18 protein-coding genes are annotated in these 20,680 nt (G+C 39.3%); 13 read left to right on the top strand and 5 right to left on the bottom strand.

Going from position 1 to position 20,680, the window contains the following annotated elements; all coding sequences use genetic code 11:
• Positions 1-61: 61 nt before the first annotated feature.
• On the top strand, positions 62-1,582 hold the full coding sequence (locus CLV81_RS11855; protein WP_158259123.1) for a carboxypeptidase-like regulatory domain-containing protein: 1,521 nt from the start codon (positions 62-64) through the stop codon (positions 1,580-1,582).
• Between the two features lie 60 nt (positions 1,583-1,642).
• Here CLV81_RS11855 and CLV81_RS11860 read toward each other — a convergent pair whose 3' ends face one another.
• Positions 1,643-2,653 carry a glutamine synthetase beta-grasp domain-containing protein gene (locus CLV81_RS11860; protein WP_106145337.1) on the bottom strand — a complete coding sequence of 337 codons (1,011 nt, stop codon included), beginning with the start codon at positions 2,651-2,653 and terminating at the stop codon, positions 1,643-1,645.
• A 214-nt stretch (positions 2,654-2,867) separates the two neighbouring features.
• Here CLV81_RS11860 and CLV81_RS11865 point away from each other — a divergent pair, with 214 nt between their 5' ends.
• The 9 genes from CLV81_RS11865 (at position 2,868) to pyrF (ending at position 11,716) form a co-directional block, all read left to right on the top strand.
• Positions 2,868-5,045: a glutamine synthetase III family protein gene (locus CLV81_RS11865; protein WP_106145338.1), complete on the top strand. Its 2,178-nt coding sequence runs from the start codon at positions 2,868-2,870 to the stop codon at positions 5,043-5,045.
• Positions 5,046-5,100: 55 nt separating this feature from the next.
• Positions 5,101-6,279 (top strand): AIR synthase related protein, encoded by a 1,179-nt coding sequence (locus CLV81_RS11870; RefSeq protein WP_106145339.1) that lies wholly within the window; start codon positions 5,101-5,103, stop codon positions 6,277-6,279.
• A gap of 54 nt (positions 6,280-6,333) precedes the next feature.
• Positions 6,334-6,801, top strand: coding sequence for a QcrA and Rieske domain-containing protein (locus tag CLV81_RS11875; RefSeq protein WP_106145340.1), 468 nt, complete (start codon positions 6,334-6,336; stop codon positions 6,799-6,801).
• Between the two features lie 2 nt (positions 6,802-6,803).
• The gene (locus tag CLV81_RS11880) at positions 6,804-7,241 is read left to right on the top strand and encodes a thioredoxin family protein (protein ID WP_106145341.1); all 438 of its coding nucleotides are present in this window, start codon (positions 6,804-6,806) and stop codon (positions 7,239-7,241) included.
• Positions 7,238-8,239 carry an FAD:protein FMN transferase gene (locus CLV81_RS11885; RefSeq protein WP_106145342.1) on the top strand — a complete coding sequence of 334 codons (1,002 nt, stop codon included), beginning with the start codon at positions 7,238-7,240 and terminating at the stop codon, positions 8,237-8,239. Before CLV81_RS11880 ends, CLV81_RS11885 begins: the two co-directional genes overlap by 4 nt.
• Positions 8,240-8,249: 10 nt before the next feature.
• Positions 8,250-8,459, top strand: coding sequence for a DUF4266 domain-containing protein (locus CLV81_RS11890; RefSeq protein ID WP_106145343.1), 210 nt, complete (start codon positions 8,250-8,252; stop codon positions 8,457-8,459).
• A 6-nt stretch (positions 8,460-8,465) separates the two neighbouring features.
• Positions 8,466-9,755: a DUF3570 domain-containing protein gene (locus CLV81_RS11895; protein ID WP_106145344.1), complete on the top strand. Its 1,290-nt coding sequence runs from the start codon at positions 8,466-8,468 to the stop codon at positions 9,753-9,755.
• Positions 9,756-9,823: 68 nt separating this feature from the next.
• Entirely contained in the window at positions 9,824-10,900 is a 1,077-nt protein-coding gene (prfA, locus tag CLV81_RS11900) for a peptide chain release factor 1 (protein ID WP_106145345.1), read from the top strand.
• The gene (gene pyrF / locus CLV81_RS11905; protein WP_106145346.1) at positions 10,901-11,716 is read left to right on the top strand and encodes an orotidine-5'-phosphate decarboxylase; all 816 of its coding nucleotides are present in this window, start codon (positions 10,901-10,903) and stop codon (positions 11,714-11,716) included. It begins immediately after the preceding gene.
• A gap of 9 nt (positions 11,717-11,725) precedes the next feature.
• Here pyrF and CLV81_RS11910 read toward each other — a convergent pair whose 3' ends face one another.
• Positions 11,726-11,920 (bottom strand): hypothetical protein, encoded by a 195-nt coding sequence (locus CLV81_RS11910; RefSeq protein WP_106145347.1) that lies wholly within the window; start codon positions 11,918-11,920, stop codon positions 11,726-11,728.
• Positions 11,921-12,096: 176 nt separating this feature from the next.
• Between CLV81_RS11910 and CLV81_RS11915 the strand changes: the two genes are divergently transcribed.
• Positions 12,097-12,879 carry an alpha/beta fold hydrolase gene (locus CLV81_RS11915; RefSeq protein ID WP_106145348.1) on the top strand — a complete coding sequence of 261 codons (783 nt, stop codon included), beginning with the start codon at positions 12,097-12,099 and terminating at the stop codon, positions 12,877-12,879.
• Positions 12,880-12,886: 7 nt separating this feature from the next.
• The gene (locus CLV81_RS11920) at positions 12,887-13,390 is read left to right on the top strand and encodes a hypothetical protein (protein WP_313790285.1); all 504 of its coding nucleotides are present in this window, start codon (positions 12,887-12,889) and stop codon (positions 13,388-13,390) included.
• Positions 13,391-13,556: 166 nt separating this feature from the next.
• On the opposite strand, the gene CLV81_RS11925 is transcribed toward CLV81_RS11920, so the two are convergent.
• From CLV81_RS11925 to purU, 3 genes are all read right to left on the bottom strand, one after another.
• Positions 13,557-15,080: a helix-turn-helix domain-containing protein gene (locus CLV81_RS11925; RefSeq protein WP_106145349.1), complete on the bottom strand. Its 1,524-nt coding sequence runs from the start codon at positions 15,078-15,080 to the stop codon at positions 13,557-13,559.
• Positions 15,081-15,435: 355 nt separating this feature from the next.
• The gene (locus CLV81_RS11930) at positions 15,436-16,152 is read right to left on the bottom strand and encodes a DUF4197 domain-containing protein (protein ID WP_106145350.1); all 717 of its coding nucleotides are present in this window, start codon (positions 16,150-16,152) and stop codon (positions 15,436-15,438) included.
• Positions 16,153-16,221: 69 nt separating this feature from the next.
• A complete protein-coding gene (purU, locus tag CLV81_RS11935) occupies positions 16,222-17,070 on the bottom strand; it encodes a formyltetrahydrofolate deformylase (protein WP_106145351.1) in 849 nt (282 codons plus the stop codon).
• A gap of 142 nt (positions 17,071-17,212) precedes the next feature.
• Here purU and CLV81_RS11940 point away from each other — a divergent pair, with 142 nt between their 5' ends.
• Complete coding sequence (locus CLV81_RS11940) at positions 17,213-20,671, top strand: methylmalonyl-CoA mutase family protein (protein ID WP_106145352.1); 3,459 nt, start codon at positions 17,213-17,215, stop codon at positions 20,669-20,671.
• Positions 20,672-20,680: the final 9 nt, after the last annotated feature.

The following is a 20,680-nucleotide window of genomic DNA, read 5'->3' on the forward strand; positions in this document are numbered from 1 at the left end:
CCTCATTAGTTACACGGCTTATTCTCAAAGCGAAGATTTCCTTCTTGTAAGAATTGTGGACATGGAGACCGGACAACCAATACCATTCGCCACAATAAAGGTCATTGGGAAAAATCTTGGAGTGATTTCAAATGATGACGGCGGATTTAGGGTTCCTCTAGAATTCCAAACTGAAGGAGAGGGACTGGAAATATCCTGTATAGGATATGAAAAAAAAGACATCTCTTTTTCTGATTTAGCGATGAATCGGGTAAACACAATCATGTTGAAAACTGGTGTTTTCGAACTACTCGAAACCACTGTGACAGCAAAAAGAAAGAGACCACTTACGCCAAAAAAGATAATACAGAGAGCCATCAAGAAGATACCTGGGAATTATCCTGCAGAAGCATTCTCTTATGTTGGATACTATCGGGATTATCAAGAAAAAAATGATGAGTATTTAAACTTAAATGAGGCTATACTTAAAGTATTTGATTCAGGTTTTGAAAAAAATGATTTCCTCAATACCCAGTCTCAAATTTATGACTATAGCAAAAATTTGGATTTTAAAAGGGATAGTGTTGCGAATATACCTTATGACTACGTGACCAGAAACAAAGTAATCAACAACGCCGAGCTTTTTTCTTTTGATGGAAATGAATTTTATATCCTTCGGATACACGATGCTATTCGAAATTATAAGACAAAGACATTTTCCTATGTAGATGTCTTTGAAAAGGATATTGTAAAGAACCATAGCTTATCCAGAGAAAAGGATGTTTCACTGGATGATGAAAAAATGTTTGTCATCAGCTTAAAGGGATCTAATTCCACTGCCATTACTGATGGGTACACCAAGCGTAAAGTTATTGGGAATATTCAAGCTGAAGGGGAGATTTACATTTCCCAATCTTCATATGCCATACATAAAATGGTGTATAGGGTATTTGACTTTACAGGAAGTAAAAGGTCTGAAAGAGTTACTAAAAAGTCAAACAACCAATTGTTATATGAAATAGCAGTCGAGTATAAAGAACATGATGGAAAAATGTATCCAAACTATCTTTCTCTACATAACACTTTTAAGTTAAGAAAAACTCGCTTCTATGTTGAAGACGTAATTTTTGATTTGGTAAAGAAGTGTTTTATCATCAAAACAAACAACTCTCCAATATTTCTTGTAGAGAATGGCAAGCCAAATGTTATACTTCTAAATGAAAATAGGAAAACAGCAGTTAAGAAGATAGAAAACACCCACGATGGAATTCTTGTTTATCCTGATGATACGGAAATGGATGAAGTTTTAAACAGTTTCGATTTAAATACCAGTACTGACGAGACTGTTACAGCAGATTCTTTCCGGTTTGAGTATTCAAATATTGTAGATCAATATGGAAACGTACTTAACAAGTTCGTTTATGAAGACTACAAACAGTATAGGGAGTTTTTTGCCCAGGAAATAATTATAGATTCTGTAATAGTTCCCGAAGATGGGTTGTTAATGAAAAAGAACAGTCCAATTTTCAAAGATCAACCCATTGTTCGCCCAGATAACTTTGACGAATATTGGATGAACACTCCCTTAAAATCAGGACAATAAAAAACCGCCTCACTCATTGAGGCGGTAATTAATTATAATCAACAACTAATCTATCTATTCCTATACTTCTGCCGACTTTACAGTCTTGACAATCCTTGCAGCAACTTTATATGGATCAGCATTGGAAGCTGGCCTTCTATCTTCCAACCATCCTTTCCAACCACTCTCAACGGTTGCGATTGGAATACGGATTGATGCTCCTCTATCGGAAACTCCGTAACTGAATTCGTTAATGGATTGAGTTTCATGAAGGCCGGTCAAACGTTGGTCGTTAAACTCACCATATACTTCAATATGTTCTTTGGTAACAGGTCTAAAGGCTTCACAAATCTTTTCATAGGTTTCTTTTTTACCTGCAGTTCTCAAAACAGAGTTTGAGAAGTTAGCGTGCATACCAGAACCATTCCAGTCCCCTTTAATGGGTTTTGGGTGATAATCGATGTAAAAACCATACTCTTCGGTCAATCTGTCCAGCATGTAACGGGCTACCCAAATTTGATCTCCCGCACTTTTCGCACCTTTGGCAAAAATTTGAAACTCCCACTGCCCGGCAGCTACTTCTTGGTTGATACCCTCAAAGTTCAGTCCAGCCTCAAGACAAAAATCTGCATGTCTTTCAACCAATTCACGGCCCCAAGTGTTTTTTCCACCAACAGAGCAGTAGTAAAGACCTTGTGGACCAGGATATCCTCCAATTGGGAAACCTAATGGCAATTGGGTTTCAGTATCCATAATGAAGTATTCTTGCTCAAACCCAAACCAGAAATCATCGTTTTCATCATCAATTGTTGCTCTGGAGTTGGAAACGTGAGGAGTTCCATCAGGATTCAATACCTCTGCCATTACCAAATAACCATCTTTACGTGCTGGATCAGGATAAATTGCTACAGGCTTGAGTAGGCAGTCAGAAGAACCACCCTCAGCTTGTTGCGTGGAACTTCCATCAAAAGACCACATTGGGCAGTCTTCTAGTTTTCCACTAAAGTCTTTTTCAATTTTTGTCTTACTTCTCATATTGGCTGTCGGTGTATAACCATCCAACCAGATGTACTCTAATTTAGATTTGCTCATAATCCCGGTAGTTATTTGTTCTCAAATTTATGATTGACAAAAATATATTTTTCAATTAATAATATTCCTTTTAAAGGGGTAAATTAACAAAGTGGGGTCAATATTTTATGTTACCCCTGTTTTGTGTAGGGTTGATTGAGAAAAAAGTAATTTTTTTGCCATATATTATTAAATTGTTAATTGTAGCTTTGTCGCCTAAACAATTTTAACCATAATGAGATTTGATGCTTTGGCAGAGAGCCGTCAACGACACTATAAATCCGTAGAGGAAACAGGAAAACGTTCTGAACTTTTTGGGAAGAATGTATTCAATGAAGAAAAAATGCGTCAGTTTTTGACATCGGAAGCCATGGAAAAAGTGGAGTCTGCAATTTTTCAAGGAACAAAAATTGACCGTAAAATAGCTGACCAGGTTGCAGAAGGGATGAAGGCTTGGGCCTTATCCATGGGAGCTACCCATTATACGCATTGGTTTCAACCCTTAACCGGTTCAACTGCTGAAAAGCACGATGCCTTTTTTGATATTATGGCTGATGGTCGTGCCATGGAAAAGTTTGGCGGAAGGCAATTGGTACAACAAGAACCCGATGCCTCAAGCTTTCCCAGCGGAGGAATACGAAATACTTTTGAGGCGAGAGGATATACCGCCTGGGATCCCACTTCACCCGCATTTATTTATAAAACCACTCTATGTATACCCACAATTTTTGTAGCCTATACGGGTGAAGCTTTGGATAATAAAGCCCCTTTATTAAGGGCATTGCATGCGGTGGATGAAGCGGCAACGGCTGTTGCCCAATATTTTGATAAAAATGTAAGAAAGGTATATGCCACATTGGGCTGGGAGCAGGAGTATTTTTTGTTGGACAAAGCTTTGGGTCAATCGCGCTTAGACTTGGTCATGGCTGGTAGAACATTGGTGGGAAGTCGGGCTCCCAAAGGGCAACAATTGGATGACCATTACTTTGGGGTGATTCCAAATAGGGCTTTAGGTTTTATGAGTGATTTGGAAAAGGAATGCACCAAGTTGGGTATACCCGTAAAAACAAGACACAATGAGGTGGCTCCAAATCAATTTGAGTTGGCCCCCGTTCATGAAGAGGCTAATTTATCCGTAGATCACAATTTACTTTTGATGGATGTTATGGAGGAAATGGCAGACCGTCATGGTTTTATGGTTCTTTTTCATGAAAAACCCTTTGCCGGAGTCAATGGTTCTGGAAAGCACAATAACTGGTCTTTGGCCACAGATACGGGGGTTAATCTACTAAGCCCAGGTACTACACCAATGAAGAACCTTCAGTTTTTGACCTTTTTTGTGAATACGATCAAGGCTGTGGATACCTATGAAGAATTGTTGCGATCCTCAATAGCTTCGGCAAGTAATGACTATAGATTGGGTGGCAATGAAGCACCACCTTCCATTTTATCAATATTCATTGGTAAACAATTAACGGATGTTTTGGACGAACTGGAAGGGGTTTCCAAAGGAAAACTCTCACCCCAAGAAAAAACAGAGCTTAAGCTGAATGTAGTTGGGAAGATTCCTGAGATTTTGCTGGACAATACGGATAGAAACAGAACCTCGCCTTTTGCCTTTACCGGAAACAAATTTGAGATGAGAGGAGTGGGAGCAAAGACCAACTGCGCCAAGCCCATGACCATACTAAATACCATTGTGGCCAAACAACTCACTGATTTTAAGAAGGAAGTGGATGCGTTAATCAACAAGAAGAACCTAAAAAAAGATGAAGCTGTCTTCAATGTGCTCCGAGAGTATATCAAGACATCCAAGCGCATTCGTTTTGATGGTGATGGATATGGAAAGGAATGGCAAGAAGAGGCAAAGAGAAGAAAGCTAAGTAACAACCAAAATACTCCAGAAGCCGTACAAATCCTTACCGATAAGACTAGTATTACCTTGTTCAAGGACATGGATGTGATGAGCGAAGTTGAGCTCAAGGCGCATCAGGAAGTCGAGTTGGAGACATATATCCTTCAGCTTCAAATAGAAGGAAGGGTCCTGGGAGAAATGGTGTACAACTACATAATACCTGCTGCCATCCGATATCAAAATGAACTGTTGGACAATATTAAAGGTCTTAAGGAAGTCTATGGAGCGGCCCATAAGAAAGTGGCTGAAACCCAGTTGAATATTTTGGAACAGGTGGGGAACCATATCACGGATATCCGGAAAATGACCGAAGAAATGACCACGGCTAGAAAGAGGGCCAACTCTCTTTCAACCATTGGCCGAAAGGCGCAGGCGTATTGCACAAACGTGAAACCGTATTTCGAGTCGATTCGGGAACAATCCGATATGCTTGAAAAGCTGATAGCTGATGATTTGTGGCCCTTTGCAAAATACTCGGAATTATTGTTTACCAAATAACAGAATGAAGTCAGCATTTACTTCTGTTTCATTTATTTTTGTCCAAACCTGATTTATGTCTTCAGAAAATAGCAAGCGATACAATCTACGTGGTGTTTCCGCATCCAAAGAAGATGTCCATAATGCGATTAAGAATATTGACAAGGGGCTATTTCCCAAAGCATTTTGCAAAATAGTTCCGGATTATCTTACAGGTGATTCAGAGTATTGCATGGTTATGCATGCGGATGGTGCCGGGACCAAGTCCTCTTTGGCCTACATGTATTGGAAAGAAACAGGTAATCTTTCGGTATGGAAGGGAATCGCCCAGGATGCCCTCATTATGAATATTGATGATCTTCTTTGCGTAGGTGCAACCGGAAATATCATGCTTTCATCGACCATTGGAAGAAATAAGAATTTGATTCCAGGCGAAGTTATTTCAGCGATTATCAACGGTACGGAAGAGTTGATATCTGATTTGGGCGAACATGGGATTACCATTCATTCTACAGGTGGTGAAACAGCCGATGTAGGTGATTTGGTGAGGACTATCATTGTTGATTCAACCGTGGTAGCTAGAATGAAACGTGAAGATGTCATTGATAATGCCAATATTCAAGCTGGGGATGTTATTGTTGGATTGGCCTCTTATGGAAAAGCGAGCTACGAAAACCAATATAATGGGGGCATGGGGAGCAACGGTCTTACCTCGGCAAGACATGATGTTTTTTCAAAATATTTGGCAGAGCGTTATCCTGAGAGTTTTGATGCTAAAGTCCCAGAAGAGCTTGTATATTCTGGGAAAACACGTTTGACGGATGCAGTTCCAGATTCTCCCTTGGATGCCGGTCAATTGGTGTTATCACCTACCCGTACTTACGCACCCATCATCAAAATAATATTGGATAAATACTCCAATACCCAAATCCACGGAATGGTACATTGCAGTGGGGGAGCACAGACCAAAATTCTTCATTTTATTGATGACCTACACGTGGTTAAGGATAATCTATTTCCAATTCCTCCTCTGTTTAAACTGATTCAAGAGCAGTCCGGAACGGATTGGAAAGAAATGTACCAAGTTTTTAATTGTGGACACCGTATGGAATTATATGTAGAGCCCGCAGTCGCAGAACACATAATATCTATTTCGGAAGAATTCAATGTAGAAGCACAGATTATTGGTAGAGTGGAAGAATCTAATAGTAAAAGGCTCACGATTGAAAGTCCTTTTGGTAGGTTTGAATATTAGCATACGATTTGCCCAAATTCCACGTTCTTTAACAATAACCCCTTTAATTACGCTATGGAAAGAAAAGATTTTTTACGAAGTCTTGGTGCGGGTGCGGCCTTTGCCTTGACTTTTCCCTGCTTAAATGGATGTTCCAATTCAGAAGATTTAGAGCAATTTCCCGAACCAGATGGTGTTGATTTCACAGTTGATTTAACTTCAGCAGAAGCTACCCCTTTAGCTACTAACGGAGGTTTCATTTTAGTCAGCTCAAATCCAAGTTTGGGCTATACCGATATTGTTGTAGCTCGCAACCTTCAAGGCGAATTGATTGCGGCTAGTCAAATATGTAGTCATCAACAAACCGAGGAGGTACGTTTTATCTCTGAAGATGGAGGTATCTTCAGATGTTCCACTCATGGTTCTCGATTTGACCAAGATGGGACACCTCTAAATTCCGTTACATCCAATCCACTAAGAGTGTTCAATACGGAACTGGTGGATGACAACACTTTACGGGTATTTGAAACGTTAATGGCCTAAAAATGAAAAAGGGAATTTTCTTGATATGCTTACTTCTCGGACTTGCTGCCAAAGCACAGGTATGGGAGGATAGTTATACGAATGCATTGAACAAAGCCAATACTGAAGATAAGCCCATAGTTCTTGTTTTTTCAGGCTCGGATTGGTGTGGGCCATGCATACGTTTCAAGAAAAAAATTCTGGATTCAGAAGAATTTGTTGGATTTGCCACGAATAATTACGTCTTATATAATGCAGATTTCCCAAGAAAAAAGAAGAACTCACTTTCTCAGGAGAAATTGAATGACAATAAAGGTCTAGCAGAGAAGTATAACCCAAAGGGTTACTTTCCTTTGGTAGTGGTATTGGACAAAAATGAATCTATCTTGGGAAAGACTGGATTTGATAAGAGAAAATCCCCAGAAAAATACTTAGATCTTTTTAATGGTTACCTAAAATGAAACTTTCCAACATACTCCTAGTCAGTTTTTTTCTGTCGCTGTTCGGGGGTATGGCTCAGGAAAGCAATGATGTTTCGGTAACAAAGGCGTTGGAATTGATGGGCTCACGTTTTGAAATAACGGTTGTGGCCCCAAACGAGGATATTGGCTATATCAATATTGACGAAGCTGTCTCGGAAATCAAGCGTATTGAAAAGATGATTTCCTCCTGGGACGAGAATTCAGAAACTTCTTTAATCAATCGAAACGCGGGAATTAAGCCCGTAAAAGTATCAAAAGAGCTTTTTAGTTTAATCGACCGCGCTGTTCGTGTTTCTGAGATAACGGACGGAGCGTTTGACATAACGTATGCTTCCGCTGACAAAATTTGGCGGTTTGATGGAAGCATGAGCAGGATGCCAAGCCATGATGAAATCACGCAGTCTGTCACCAAGATTGGATATGATAGAATTAAGTTGGACAACGAAAACCAAACAGTTTTTCTTACCCAGGTAGGTATGAAAATTGGTTTTGGAGCTATTGGAAAAGGATACGCCGCTGACAAGGCAAAAGAATTATTGGTTTCTAAACAAGTAAAAGCGGGTATTATAAATGCTTCGGGGGATTTAACCACTTGGGGGACCAAAGCAGATGGTGGCAATTGGATGGTAGGTATCTCCAATCCTTTGGATAAATCAAAAGTGTTTAGTTGGCTACCTGTTGTTGAATCTTCGGTGGCTACCTCTGGTAATTATGAGAAATATGTTGTGTTTCAAGGAAAGAAATACTCCCACATCATCGACCCAAGAACGGGATACCCAACATCTGGAGTAAATAGTGTTTCCATTTTTGCAAAAAAGGTGGAACTCTGTGATGCCTTGGCCACTGCAGTTTTTGTTATGGGGAGAGATACAGGCTTGCACATGATAAATCAATTGGACGGTGTAGAAGCGGTCGTGGTCGATTCCGAGAACAAAATACACAAAAGCTCTGGTGTGGTTTTCGAACAAAATCAATAACTTTAAGAATATGCGGATACTGGTTGTTTTGGTGTTGGTTTTTATTTTCTCAAGCTCATGTGTTGCGGTAAGGGAGTATGATATGATTTACTTGAACGACACGGAGATGCAATTGGGCGCCAAGGGTATGGAACGTTTTGAAACCAATTTTCAAATATATCGAGAAGCATCCGCAGGGGCCAATGGAGGTAAAACCGGTGGAGGTTGCGGGTGTAACTAAATAAACATGGCATTAACTCCAAAAAAGGTATTTGGGTTTCTACTTTTTCTTTGTTCGGGATGGCTTTCCGCACAACAGACCGATGCTACCTACACGAAAAGAGTTCTCGAAAGTAGTGAGATAGATTTCCTCTTCAGTTATTACTCCCAAGATGGAGATAATGCAGCGGTAACCGGTGGTGAAGGAACTGAGGAGCTTACAGATGCTACATCCACAGTGGTATTGCGATTGCCTATGAACGAAAATGACATCCTAACCGTGGATGTTGGCCTTTCTGCATATACATCAGCTTCTTCAAGTAATGTAAACCCCCTGGATGGTACAAATTTGAATGTGACTCCTTTTGATGCTTCATCCGGAGAATCTAGAAGAGACCAGCTCGTTTATATCAACCCCACCTATCAACACAGCTCGGATGATAGAAATTCCATTTGGAGTGTTAATGGGTATTTTTCCAATGAGTATGACTATGTGTCTGTTGGTTTTGGAGGGAGCTATACCCGACTTTTCAATCAAAAGAACACAGAGCTCACGGTTTCGGCAAGAGTGTTTTTGGATAAGTGGGATGCAATTTATCCCATTGAGCTGCGCGGTGGTTTTTTTGATGATAGGATAGAAGGGAATGGGGTTTATAACCCAGTGTTTACAGAGTTTGATAGCGAAAACCGGAATTCATATTCGGTTTCACTTAATTTTTCCCAAATATTGAGCAAACGATTGCAGGGGGCCTTGTTTGCTGATGTAGTTTCTCAGAACGGTTTGTTGAGCACTCCTTTCCAGCGAGTTTACTTTGGCGATGTTGACGACTTTTTCATTGATGACTTCCAACTAGCGGATGATGTGGAGCGCTTACCTGACAGCAGATTGAAACTACCCTTGGGAGGAAGGTTAAACTATTACCTGAATGATTTTGTCGTACTCCGTTCATATTATCGTTTTTACTGGGATGATTGGGGTATTGTCTCTCATACGGCCAGTATTGAAACACCTATTAAATTGTCCGATAAGTTTACCGTATATCCCAATTATCGTTATTACAACCAAACTGCGGCGGATTATTTCTTTCCTAAGGAAGTGGCACTATCCACTTTTGAGTTTTACACTTCCGATTTTGATTTGTCCGACTATGATGCGCATCAATATGGAATAGGAGTCCAGTACAAGGACATCCTGGGCAAGGCCCAAATCTTGAGTTTTGGATTGAAAAGTATAGATGTACGATTCAACCAATACGATAGAAGCAATGGACTTAGTGCTTCCATTGTTACCCTGGGCACCACTTTTGTGGGGAACTAAGGGTTCTATAAGCAAGAAAACAATCCCATCAAAAATTGTAACTTCGTGCCTTCAACGAAGATTGATTTATGCTCGATAAACTGAATATTGTTAAGCAACGTTTTGATGAGGTTTCGGATTTGATTATTCAGCCCGATATCATATCTGACCAAAAAAAATATGTAAAGCTCAACAAGGAATACAAAGACCTCAAAATATTGGTGGACAAACGCAAACTGTACGTAGAATTGACCAATAATATTACAGAAGCTGAGGAGATTATTGCGGATGGAAGCGATGCCGAAATGGTAGAAATGGCCAAAATGCAAATGGATGAGGCCAAGGAAGCATTGCCCAAGCTCGAGGAGGAGATAAAGTTTCTCTTGATTCCAAAAGACCCAGAAGATGAAAAAGACGTGGTGATGGAAATTAGAGCAGGAACCGGAGGAGATGAAGCCAGTATTTTTGCTGGGGACTTGTATCGCATGTACGCAAAATATTGCGAATCCAAAGGTTGGAAAACCAATATCATCGATTTAAACGAAGGGACCAGTGGGGGGTACAAGGAAATCCATTTTGAAGTATCTGGTGAAGACGTGTATGGGACTTTGAAGTTTGAAGCTGGAGTACATAGGGTGCAGCGCGTACCTCAAACGGAAACCCAAGGAAGAGTGCATACCAGCGCCGCCACTGTAATGGTAATTCCGGAAGCTGAGGATTTTGATGTGCAAATAGACCCCAAAGACGTTCGAATTGACTATTTCTGTTCTTCAGGTCCTGGAGGGCAATCTGTAAATACAACGTATTCTGCAGTACGACTTACTCACGTGCCCACGGGATTGGTCGCGCAATGTCAGGACCAAAAATCTCAGCATAAAAACAAGGAGAAAGCCTTTAAAGTGCTTCGTTCACGACTCTATGATTTGGAATTGGCCAAGAAGCAAGAAGAAGATGCTGCCAAACGTAATTCACAGGTAAGTAGTGGTGACCGTTCTGCCAAGATTAGGACATACAACTACCCTCAAGGTAGGGTTACTGACCATCGCATTGGTTTAACCTTATATGATTTACAAAACATTATCAATGGCGATGTTCAGAAAATAATAGATGAGTTGATGTTAGTTGAAAATACTGAAAAACTGAAGGAGGCCTCAGAGATATTCTAAATGACCACAGAATTTCTAGTAAATCAGATTAAGCAGAAAAAATCCTTCCTCTGTATCGGACTGGATACGGACCTTGATAAGATTCCTTTACACTTATTGGAAGAGGAAGACCCTATTTTTTCGTTTAATAAGGCTATAATTGATGCTACACACGACGTATGTGTAGCTTACAAGCCCAATATTGCATTTTACGAGGCTTATGGACTACAAGGATGGCAAGCATTGGAAAAAACCATGGCCTATCTAAATGAAAATCATCCTGAGATTTTCACAATAGCCGATGCGAAGAGAGGGGATATCGGTAACACATCTACCCGTTATGCCAAAGCTTTCTTTGAAACCTTGAACTTTGATTCCATAACTGTTGCCCCTTATATGGGCAAGGATTCTGTAGAACCATTTCTGACTTTTGAAGATAAGCACACGATTCTTCTGGCCTTGACCTCTAATGAAGGGGCTTTCGATTTTCAAACAAGGATGCTGGAACAGAAAGAACTGTATAAAGAAGTTCTTTTAACTTCGAGTCGGTATAAGAATTCAGAAAATTTAATGTATGTAATTGGAGCTACTAAAGCTTCTTATTTGGCAGAAATTAGGAAGATAGTACCAAATAGCTTTTTTCTTGTCCCCGGAGTTGGAGCACAAGGAGGTAGTTTAGAGGAGGTATGCAAATATGGGATGAACGACCAAATAGGATTGTTGGTCAACTCATCTAGGGGTATACTTTATGCATCCAAAGATGAAAAGTTTGACCAAAGTGCTAGAAAAGAAGCATTAAAGCTTCAAAAGGAGATGGAAAACTATTTACAGAGGTGAGAATTGCGGTTAGGACAGGCTATCAAGTACCTTCTTTAATTCTTGCGCTTTACGATTAAAGAACTCACCTAAATTGGTGTTTATGTAGGTAGCATCTGAAGCTTTCTCCATGAAGCTTTGATATCTGAACCTTAAAACGTTGATAGCGTGGTTTCCACTTGTGATTGGAGTTACCGTACCGACTTTACAATACTGATTGTGCATGATTAAAGATTTGTTATAGTAAAGATACGTTGAAATTGCTTCTTTGGATGAGTTGAAAGAGGTGTATACACCTATAAATCAGGCACTTTATCTAATATTTAACAATAAACACCCTAGATTGAGCCGTATTTACATTTTCTTCGAAAAAAATTAACGTACTTTTAGACAAAATCACTGTGCTACATTATACCAAATACATACATGAAACTTCCAAAGAGTGGGTGACTTTTGTGCACGGTGCGGGAGGTAGTTCCACTATTTGGTACAAGCAAGTCAGGGATTTTAAAAAACACTTTAATGTACTTCTTTTGGATTTGCGAGGCCATGGCAATTCTAAACCCAACCTGAAGGATGCCTTTAATGACCGTTACACTTTTGATTCGATTACCGAAGACATAGTTGAGGTTATTGATTTTGAGAAAATAGAAAAGTCCCATTTTATTGGAATTTCCCTGGGTACCATATTGATTCGCAATTTGGCCGAAAACTACCCAGACCGAGTTAAAAGTATGGTTATGGGTGGAGCAATAATGAAGTTAAATTTTAGGTCGCAAGTACTTATGCGCCTAGGAGTCATTTTTAAATCGGTGGTACCCTATTTGTGGCTTTATAAGTTTTTCGCTTTTATCATAATGCCCAATAAAAATCACAGAGAATCCCGTTTACTTTTTGTTAGGGAGGCTAAAAAATTATATCAGAAGGAGTTTATTAGATGGTTCAAGCTAACTTCTGAAATTAACCCATTACTCCGATTTTTTAGAGGAGCTGATATACGTATACCTACTTTCTATATTATGGGAGGAGAAGATTATCTTTTTCTTCCTACCATACAGAAAGTGGTCAAGACTCATAGGGAATCCAGTCTGTATGTCGTCGAAAATTGCGGGCATGTGGTAAACGTGGAGCAGCCGCTGATTTTTAACCAAAAAGTGATTGATTATTTATATACTGCATCATAAACCATTTATGATGAAATCATTTGCTTCAGTTCTTATTCTATTTCTTTTTCAAGGGGCAATAGCCCAAAATACAAATACTTGTTCGTGTTGCTCTGAAAATCATTTGGCCTTTGATTTTTGGGTAGGAGAATGGACAGTGACCAATGCCAATGATAGTCCCGCTGGGGAGAATAGAATAATAAAGGAAGAGCAAGGATGTGTACTTCGTGAAAATTGGACAAGTGCTAAACAGGGATATACAGGTACAAGTATTAATTTTTACAATAGAATCAACCAGCAATGGGAACAATTATGGGTAGATAGTTCAGGGGCATTTTTGAAGTTAAAGGGAAATAGGGTAGGCGATACAATGGTCATGTCTTCAGAAGAATTCACAAAAGATGGGAAAACATTGAAAAATAGGATTACTTGGTTCAAGAATGAAGATGGTACCGTACGCCAACTTTGGGAAGTACTAAATGGAGATGATGTAGTATCTGTACTATTTGATGGATTGTATCGAAGAAAATAAAACAGCCCAAGGATATTTTGCTGACTAATTCAAAAACCCAATTCTTGAGACAAAGCAGTTTGTGAAGAATATGGTGGGCTGTTTTCTTGAATTAAAGATATGCTGCTATTCAAAGAATTGCACCAATCCTTATAAACCATTACCCCCACCCGTACAATAATTACCTTTACGAAGCGGATTCAGCGACCGTTTTTAGATATTGGGTCGGTGTTAGATTGGTATCTTTTTTAAAGGCTTTATTGAATGTAACCTTATTGTTGTAGCCCACTTCATATGCTACGTGGATAATATTCAGTTTTTTGTCTTCGCTTGTTAGAAGTTCTTTGGCTTCTTTTATCCGATACATGTTTACGAATTCATGAAAACTTACATTAAAATGCTCGTTGATAACCTGCGAAGCATTATGTCGTGTTGTATTTAATCTATCGGCGACCATATCAAGGTTTATGGTGTTTTCCTTGTAAATTCTTTCTACTGCAAAAAGGTGTACCAGACTTTCCCTTAATTCTAAAGATAGGCTCGGGGTCAACCCTGATTTTTCATATTTAGGGAATAACTTATTGGTATTGTATGAATAAATACCGTTGAAAACGTCAGGTTGAATATTGGCTGAATATCCAACATAAAGCACCATTAGCGCCATGCTGGCTGTTGAAACATCGTATAGCCAACCATTTGAATAACCGTTGACAATTACAATTCCATACGCAGTATAGGTGAGAACATAAACGATGTGTATTATAGATAGATTTTTTTGCCATTTAAGACTTTTTGAATCCAGTAGTTTTTCCTTTTTACCTTTATTATAGGCTCTTGCAATAAAAAGACCATAAAGGGTCAACGAAGTTATTTTCAATACTACAAGTACAAATAGGCGATTCGAGTCCTGAGGGCCCAATCCATTTTGCATTCGGGAAAGCATTAAAACAATTTTACTCTGGGCAGACATAGTGTACACTTCTGTAATTAAATAAGCCAAAAGAATAATTGTTGGCGCCAAATGCAATAGGTCAGATAATTTGAACGCGTATTTTTGAGAAGTTCTCTTTATATAGAAATAAAGTAATGGGCCATACAAAAAAGTTCCCCATGTAGACATCAGGTAAGTATGGGCATATTCAAAGAAATAATTAGCTGCATTAATACTGATATGGAGAATGAAAAAAGAGTGAATAAAAATAAAACTCCCAATGAGGATGCGAGACACTGGATGAATTTGTTGATTCAAGCTTATGAGAAGCACCACATAAAATCCTATAATCGCCACAAAAAGATAAATTACGGACCAAGTGGTGACCTTAGGTATTACGCGTTCCTCTATCCTTTTAAATTCACTGGTTTCGCGAATTGGGTCAAAGCCTTCATTTAATAAAAAATTTGGATTGAATTCCAACTGCAAGTACTTATTAAGGTTTTCCGTTGACTTGAATGAGTTGCCCATTCCCGCTTGACTCAAGGCCAACCGTTTAAGAATACGAGTTTTTGGAATATTGGGATTTTCTAAGTTCTTCTGATATAAAGGTATTGCCTTGTTATATCGTTGAATGTTGTAAAAATAATCTGCCCACTTTATTGAATCTTGATAGGAAGCGATGGATGATGCCAAAGTTTTCTCCTTAAAAGGAGTGTGGTTGGCATATCCGAAAAACACAGACAATGACAGGACAAAAATGGTTATTGGCCTCCCCATTTTATTGATTGAGTGAATTAGCTTGTATTCAATTTACTTATTTAAGGAGCCCAAGTTGTTAAAAATGTCCTAAATCCCGTAATTCCCGATAATAGTTTACTTCTTGAAAATAGGTGTGAAGAGGAATTTTGTTCCAATACAAATGCTTGAAAAACAAATATTTGAAACAAAAAAAACCGGTGCGAACACCGGTTAAAACTAACTAACTCAAAAAAATGCTAACTCAGATAATTGGTTACAAAATTCCTTTTTAACCAGCTTGCAAAGGTTAATTTAACATTAGGATTATGTTATTCTTCCCTTGCTCTGATATAAATATAACGGAGGTATATTGTTGATATTGTGTGAGTAAGAATTATTGCTTACTATCTTGAAGAGCAAAAACCCTTTTCAATAAGTCTGAGGTCCTGGAAGACAATTTGGTCCTAATTTCCTTCTCTTCCACTGCAATCATAGTGTATACGCCGTCAAGAGCCTCTTGGGTAACATATTCCGTAAGGTCTGGGTTTACATCAGTCGTTAATGGAAGCGTATTGTACTTAGTTATCAGGGAGTTCCAGATTTTATCAGCCCCAACTTTTTTGAAAGATGCGTCTATCTTTGGTTTGAATTTACTATATAATTGGGAGCTCGTGGATTGTTCCAAATATTGGGTAGCAGCATTGTTAGACCCTAGAAGAATTTGTTTGGCGTCCCCAAAGGTGATTTGTTTTACGGCATCCACAAAAATAGGAGTGGCCTCACCAACTGCATCCTCCGCGGCTCTATTGAGAATTCGTAAACCTTCGTCGGCCAAATTCCCAAGGCCCACATCACGTAGCGTTTTATCTACTTTTTTCAATTCATCTGGTAATAGAATTTTTACCAATTCATTTTTAAAAAATCCATCTTTTAATGACAGTTTTTTCACCTGTTTGTCTATGCCTTGGTCAAGTGCTGCACGGAGTCCTTGTGCAATTTCAGCATTACCAATACCTGTAGTTCCTTGGGGTAGTTGATTAACTACTTGTTGAAGCTCATTGCACGCCGATGTCGTTAAAATGAGAAATGCAAGTAATAATATTCGTTTCATATGGGTAAGTGTTTAAAGTGACCTTAATGTACATTTTCTCAATAAGAAATTCTCTTTTTTAAGCTAAAATCAAGAAAAAATGACCGTCTTGTTATTGTAAACCATAGTCTTTCTAGACAAATGAAGTTTGACAGCCCTTGCCAAAACAATTTTTTCCAAATCCCTTCCTTTAGCAATAAAATCCTTCACGGAATGCGTATGGGACACTGTAGCTACATCCTGTTCAATAATAGGTCCTGCATCGAGTTCCTCTGTAACGTAATGGCTAGTAGCACCAATAATTTTTACACCCCGTTCAAAAGCTGCATGATAGGGTTTTGCTCCCGCAAATGCAGGTAAAAAGGAATGATGAATATTAATAATTCTATTTGGAAACTTGTCTATGATTTTTGGAGATACAATCTGCATGTAACGGGCTAGGACTATAAAATCCACATTATGTTCCTCCAAAAAAGAAAGCTGTTCATCTTCAGCAGCTTCCTTGGATTCTTTTGTAACTGGAACATGGTAATAGGGAATATTGAATTGCTTACCAATGTATTCTAGGTCTTTATGATTGCTTAGAATAAAGGGAATATCTACCAAAAGCTCACCCGATTGATACCGGCTTAACAAATCATAAAGACAGTGATTGTATTTTGACACAAAAAGGGCCATCCTGGGTTTTTCAGCATCGGTGAACACACTCCATTCCATTTGGTACACCTTTGCTACTTTATGCTCAAAATCATTTTTAACAGTGGGTAAATCCAACGTTGCTAAAAACTCACATTCCAAACGCATAAAGAACACTTCGGCTTGCTTGTCCACATGTTGATCCAAATAGATTACGTTCCCTCCTATATTTGTGATGAACCCTGTTGTGGAATGAATAATCCCAGATTGATCCGGACAATGGATAAGTATGGTAAGCTTCATGGGTTGAGTTTTACCCTCCAAAATTATGATATCAAAAAAAAGTAAAGGGTTAAGTTTAATATTTTTATAAAATATGGATTAAAATCCAATTTTTGTTGCATTTTCCGTAAATTGCAAGTTGAATTTTGACTTTAAATTGACAATGGAGCAACCAAAGCCCTATCAACCCAAAAATAAAATACGAATTGTAACCGCAGCATCACTTTTTGATGGACATGACGCTGCCATCAATATCATGCGAAGGATAATTCAATCCACTGGGGTAGAGGTCATCCATTTGGGACATGACCGAAGTGTCGCGGAAGTAGTGGATTGCGCTATCCAGGAAGATGCCAACGCCATTGCAATGACTTCCTACCAAGGAGGTCATAATGAGTATTTTAAGTATATGTATGATTTGCTTCAAGAGCGAAATGCTGGTCAAATCAAGATTTTTGGTGGCGGTGGTGGTGTCATCCTTCCCAGAGAGATTGAGGATTTGATGAAACATGGAGTGGAACGTATTTATTCGCCAGATGATGGGCGGGAGATGGGACTTCAGGGAATGATAAATGATTTGGTACAGCGTAGTGATTCAGAGGTCCCTGGCATTTGTATCCCGGAGAACAAGGATTTGCCGCAACTTCTTCAAGAAAAGCAAACCAATACTATTGCCAGATTAATCTCATTGGCTGAAAATAAACCAAAAGTATATGCCACCTATCAAGCTCAGATAGAGAAATCAAAAGCAACTGTACCTGTTTTGGGAATTACGGGAACCGGTGGCGCGGGAAAATCAAGCTTAGTGGACGAGTTGGTACGAAGGTTTCTGATGGATTTTCCTGATAAACACATCGGAATTATTTCAGTAGACCCATCCAAGCGAAAAACAGGTGGAGCCCTTTTAGGAGATCGAATACGTATGAACGCTATTAACAATAATAGGGTGTACATGCGTTCTCTGGCTACAAGGCAGTCCAATTTGGCACTTTCCAAACATGTTTCGGAAGCGGTTGAAATACTTAAGGCGGCCCATTACGATTTGATTATTTTGGAAACTTCGGGCATAGGACAGTCCGATACTGAAATTCTGGAACATAGCGATGTCTCTTTATATGTTATGACACCCGAGTTTGGCGCTGCAACCCAGCTGGAAAAAATTGATATGCTCGATTTCGCAGATTTAGTCGCCATTAACAAATTTGATAAAAGGGGCGCTTTGGATGCAGTTCGGGATGTAAAGAAACAGTACATGCGAAATCATGGGTTATGGGACACCAATATGGATGACCTTCCCATTTATGGAACCATTGCATCTCAGTTCAATGACCCAGGAATGAACAAATTGTATAAGGCCATTATGGAAACGCTTGTAAGTAAGGCGAACTCCAGTTTAGTCTCCAATTTTGAGGTTTCTACCGAAATGATGGAGAAGGTTTTTGTAATTCCTCCTGCTCGTACACGTTATTTATCTGAAATAGCTGAGAACAACCGAGCCTATGATACAAAAGCGGATGCACAGATAAGGACCGCCCAAAAATTATATGGCATTTTTATGACCATTACATCAGTTATCGGACTTGATTTAAAGGAAGGGCAAACCCAATTTCTTTCAAAATCTGGTCTGGATGATGTCAAGTTGCGAGAACTCTGCTCAAAGGATAATGACAAGGAAATAGTAACTATTCTTCTCAAGGAGTTTGACAAAGTCAAAATGGATTTAGACCCTTATAATTGGGATTTGATTCTAAGATGGGAGGAGCAAGTTTTTAGATATAAATCCCCTGTTTATACGTTTAAGGTAAGAGGTAAGGAGGTACATATTGATACCCATACCGAGTCTTTATCTCATAGTCAAATTCCGAAGGTGGCATTGCCCAAATATGAAGCTTGGGGTGATTTACTACGTTGGATGCTACAAGAAAACGTACCTGGGGAGTTCCCCTATACTTCGGGATTATATCCATTTAAAAGAGTAGGTGAAGACCCTACCAGAATGTTCGCAGGGGAAGGAGGACCAGAGCGTACCAATAAGCGATTCCATTATGTGAGTTTGGATATGCCTGCTAAAAGGCTTTCCACAGCTTTTGATTCTGTAACCTTGTATGGAAGCGACCCAGACCACAGACCGGATATTTACGGAAAAATTGGAAACGCCGGAGTATCCATATGTTGTTTGGATGATGCAAAAAAGTTGTACTCCGGATTTGATTTGAGTGACCCGATGACGTCGGTAAGTATGACCATTAATGGGCCTGCCCCGATGTTGCTAGCCTTCTTTTTAAATGCAGCCATTGACCAGAACTGTGAAAAGTACATTGTAGAAAATGGATTGGAAAAAGAAATAGAGGCTAAGATTACGGCCATTTATAAGAAAAAAGGGGTATCCAGACCGCAGTACAACGGCGAACTGCCCCAAGGTAACAATGGATTGGGTCTAATGCTGCTCGGAGTTACTGGAGACCTGGTGTTGCCGGCAAAAGTGTATACAGAAATTAAAAAGAACACACTTTCCCAAGTAAGAGGAACAGTACAGGCGGATATCCTAAAAGAGGACCAAGCACAGAATACCTGTATTTTTTCAACAGAGTTTGCCCTACGTTTAATGGGTGATGTTCAGGAATATTTTATAGATAATCAAGTTCGTAACTTCTATTCAGTTTCCATATCAGGATACCATATTGCCGAGGCGGGAGCAAATCCTATTACACAGTTGGCCTTTACTTTGAGCAATGGATTCACGTATGTTGAATACTATCTGAGCAGAGGGATGGACATCAATAAATTTGGTCCCAATCTCTCCTTTTTCTTTTCCAATGGAGTGGATCCCGAGTACGCAGTAATTGGGCGTGTGGCCAGAAGAATTTGGGCCAAGGCGTTACGGGACAAATATGGAGCGGACCCTAGAGCGCAGATGCTCAAATATCACATTCAAACATCGGGGCGTAGCTTGCATGCCCAAGAAATTGATTTTAATGATATAAGAACCACGCTTCAAGCGTTATATGCCATTTATGACAACTGCAATTCCCTGCATACCAATGCATATGACGAGGCTATTACGACTCCAACGGAAGAATCGGTCCGTAGAGCAATGGCCATTCAATTAATAATAAACAAGGAATTGGGCCTTGCGAAAAACGAGAATCCGATACAGGGATCCTTCATAATTGAGGAACTTACTGATTTGGTAGAAGAAGCTGTGCTATTGGAATTTGACAGAATCACCGAACGTGGTGGAGTCCTTGGCGCAATGGAGACTATGTATCAGCGCTCAAAAATCCAGGAAGAAAGCCTACACTATGAAACTTTGAAGCATTCTGGAGAATATCCCATTATTGGTGTGAATACTTTTTTAAGTTCAAAGGGTTCGCCTACCATCCTTCCTAATGAAGTGATACGTGCTACAGAGAAGGAGAAGAAGAATCAAATTGAAACGTTGGAAAATCTTCATCAGAGGAATAGTGACGAATCAGAGAAACTGTTACACGAACTTCAGCAAGTTGCTATTGAAAATAGGAATATGTTCAATACACTAATGGAAGTTTCCAAATATTGTTCTTTGGGTCAAATAACCAAAGCACTTTTTCAGGTTGGGGGACAATATAGAAGAAATATGTAGTGCTGGATT

The sequence above is a fragment of the Flagellimonas meridianipacifica genome, assembly GCF_003001695.1.
In the GTDB taxonomy this organism is placed as follows: domain Bacteria; phylum Bacteroidota; class Bacteroidia; order Flavobacteriales; family Flavobacteriaceae; genus Flagellimonas; species Flagellimonas meridianipacifica.

Bases quoted from the DNA above. Each gene is read 5' to 3' on its own strand.
- CLV81_RS11930 (WP_106145350.1), bottom strand. From the start codon at position 16,152: ATGAAACGAATATTATTACTTGCATTTCTCATTTTAACGACATCGGCG.
- pyrF (WP_106145346.1), top strand. From the start codon at position 10,901: ATGACCACAGAATTTCTAGTAAATCAGATTAAGCAGAAAAAATCCTTC.
- CLV81_RS11895 (WP_106145344.1), top strand. From the start codon at position 8,466: ATGGCATTAACTCCAAAAAAGGTATTTGGGTTTCTACTTTTTCTTTGT.
- prfA (WP_106145345.1), top strand. From the start codon at position 9,824: ATGCTCGATAAACTGAATATTGTTAAGCAACGTTTTGATGAGGTTTCG.
- CLV81_RS11920 (WP_313790285.1), top strand. From the start codon at position 12,887: ATGATGAAATCATTTGCTTCAGTTCTTATTCTATTTCTTTTTCAAGGG.
- CLV81_RS11925 (WP_106145349.1), bottom strand. From the start codon at position 15,080: ATGGGGAGGCCAATAACCATTTTTGTCCTGTCATTGTCTGTGTTTTTC.
- CLV81_RS11860 (WP_106145337.1), bottom strand. From the start codon at position 2,653: ATGAGCAAATCTAAATTAGAGTACATCTGGTTGGATGGTTATACACCG.
- CLV81_RS11940 (WP_106145352.1), top strand. From the start codon at position 17,213: ATGGAGCAACCAAAGCCCTATCAACCCAAAAATAAAATACGAATTGTA.
- CLV81_RS11890 (WP_106145343.1), top strand. From the start codon at position 8,250: ATGCGGATACTGGTTGTTTTGGTGTTGGTTTTTATTTTCTCAAGCTCA.
- CLV81_RS11910 (WP_106145347.1), bottom strand. From the start codon at position 11,920: ATGCACAATCAGTATTGTAAAGTCGGTACGGTAACTCCAATCACAAGT.
- purU (WP_106145351.1), bottom strand. From the start codon at position 17,070: ATGAAGCTTACCATACTTATCCATTGTCCGGATCAATCTGGGATTATT.
- CLV81_RS11885 (WP_106145342.1), top strand. From the start codon at position 7,238: ATGAAACTTTCCAACATACTCCTAGTCAGTTTTTTTCTGTCGCTGTTC.
- CLV81_RS11875 (WP_106145340.1), top strand. From the start codon at position 6,334: ATGGAAAGAAAAGATTTTTTACGAAGTCTTGGTGCGGGTGCGGCCTTT.
- CLV81_RS11870 (WP_106145339.1), top strand. From the start codon at position 5,101: ATGTCTTCAGAAAATAGCAAGCGATACAATCTACGTGGTGTTTCCGCA.
- CLV81_RS11865 (WP_106145338.1), top strand. From the start codon at position 2,868: ATGAGATTTGATGCTTTGGCAGAGAGCCGTCAACGACACTATAAATCC.
- CLV81_RS11880 (WP_106145341.1), top strand. From the start codon at position 6,804: ATGAAAAAGGGAATTTTCTTGATATGCTTACTTCTCGGACTTGCTGCC.
- CLV81_RS11855 (WP_158259123.1), top strand. From the start codon at position 62: ATGGAGACCGGACAACCAATACCATTCGCCACAATAAAGGTCATTGGG.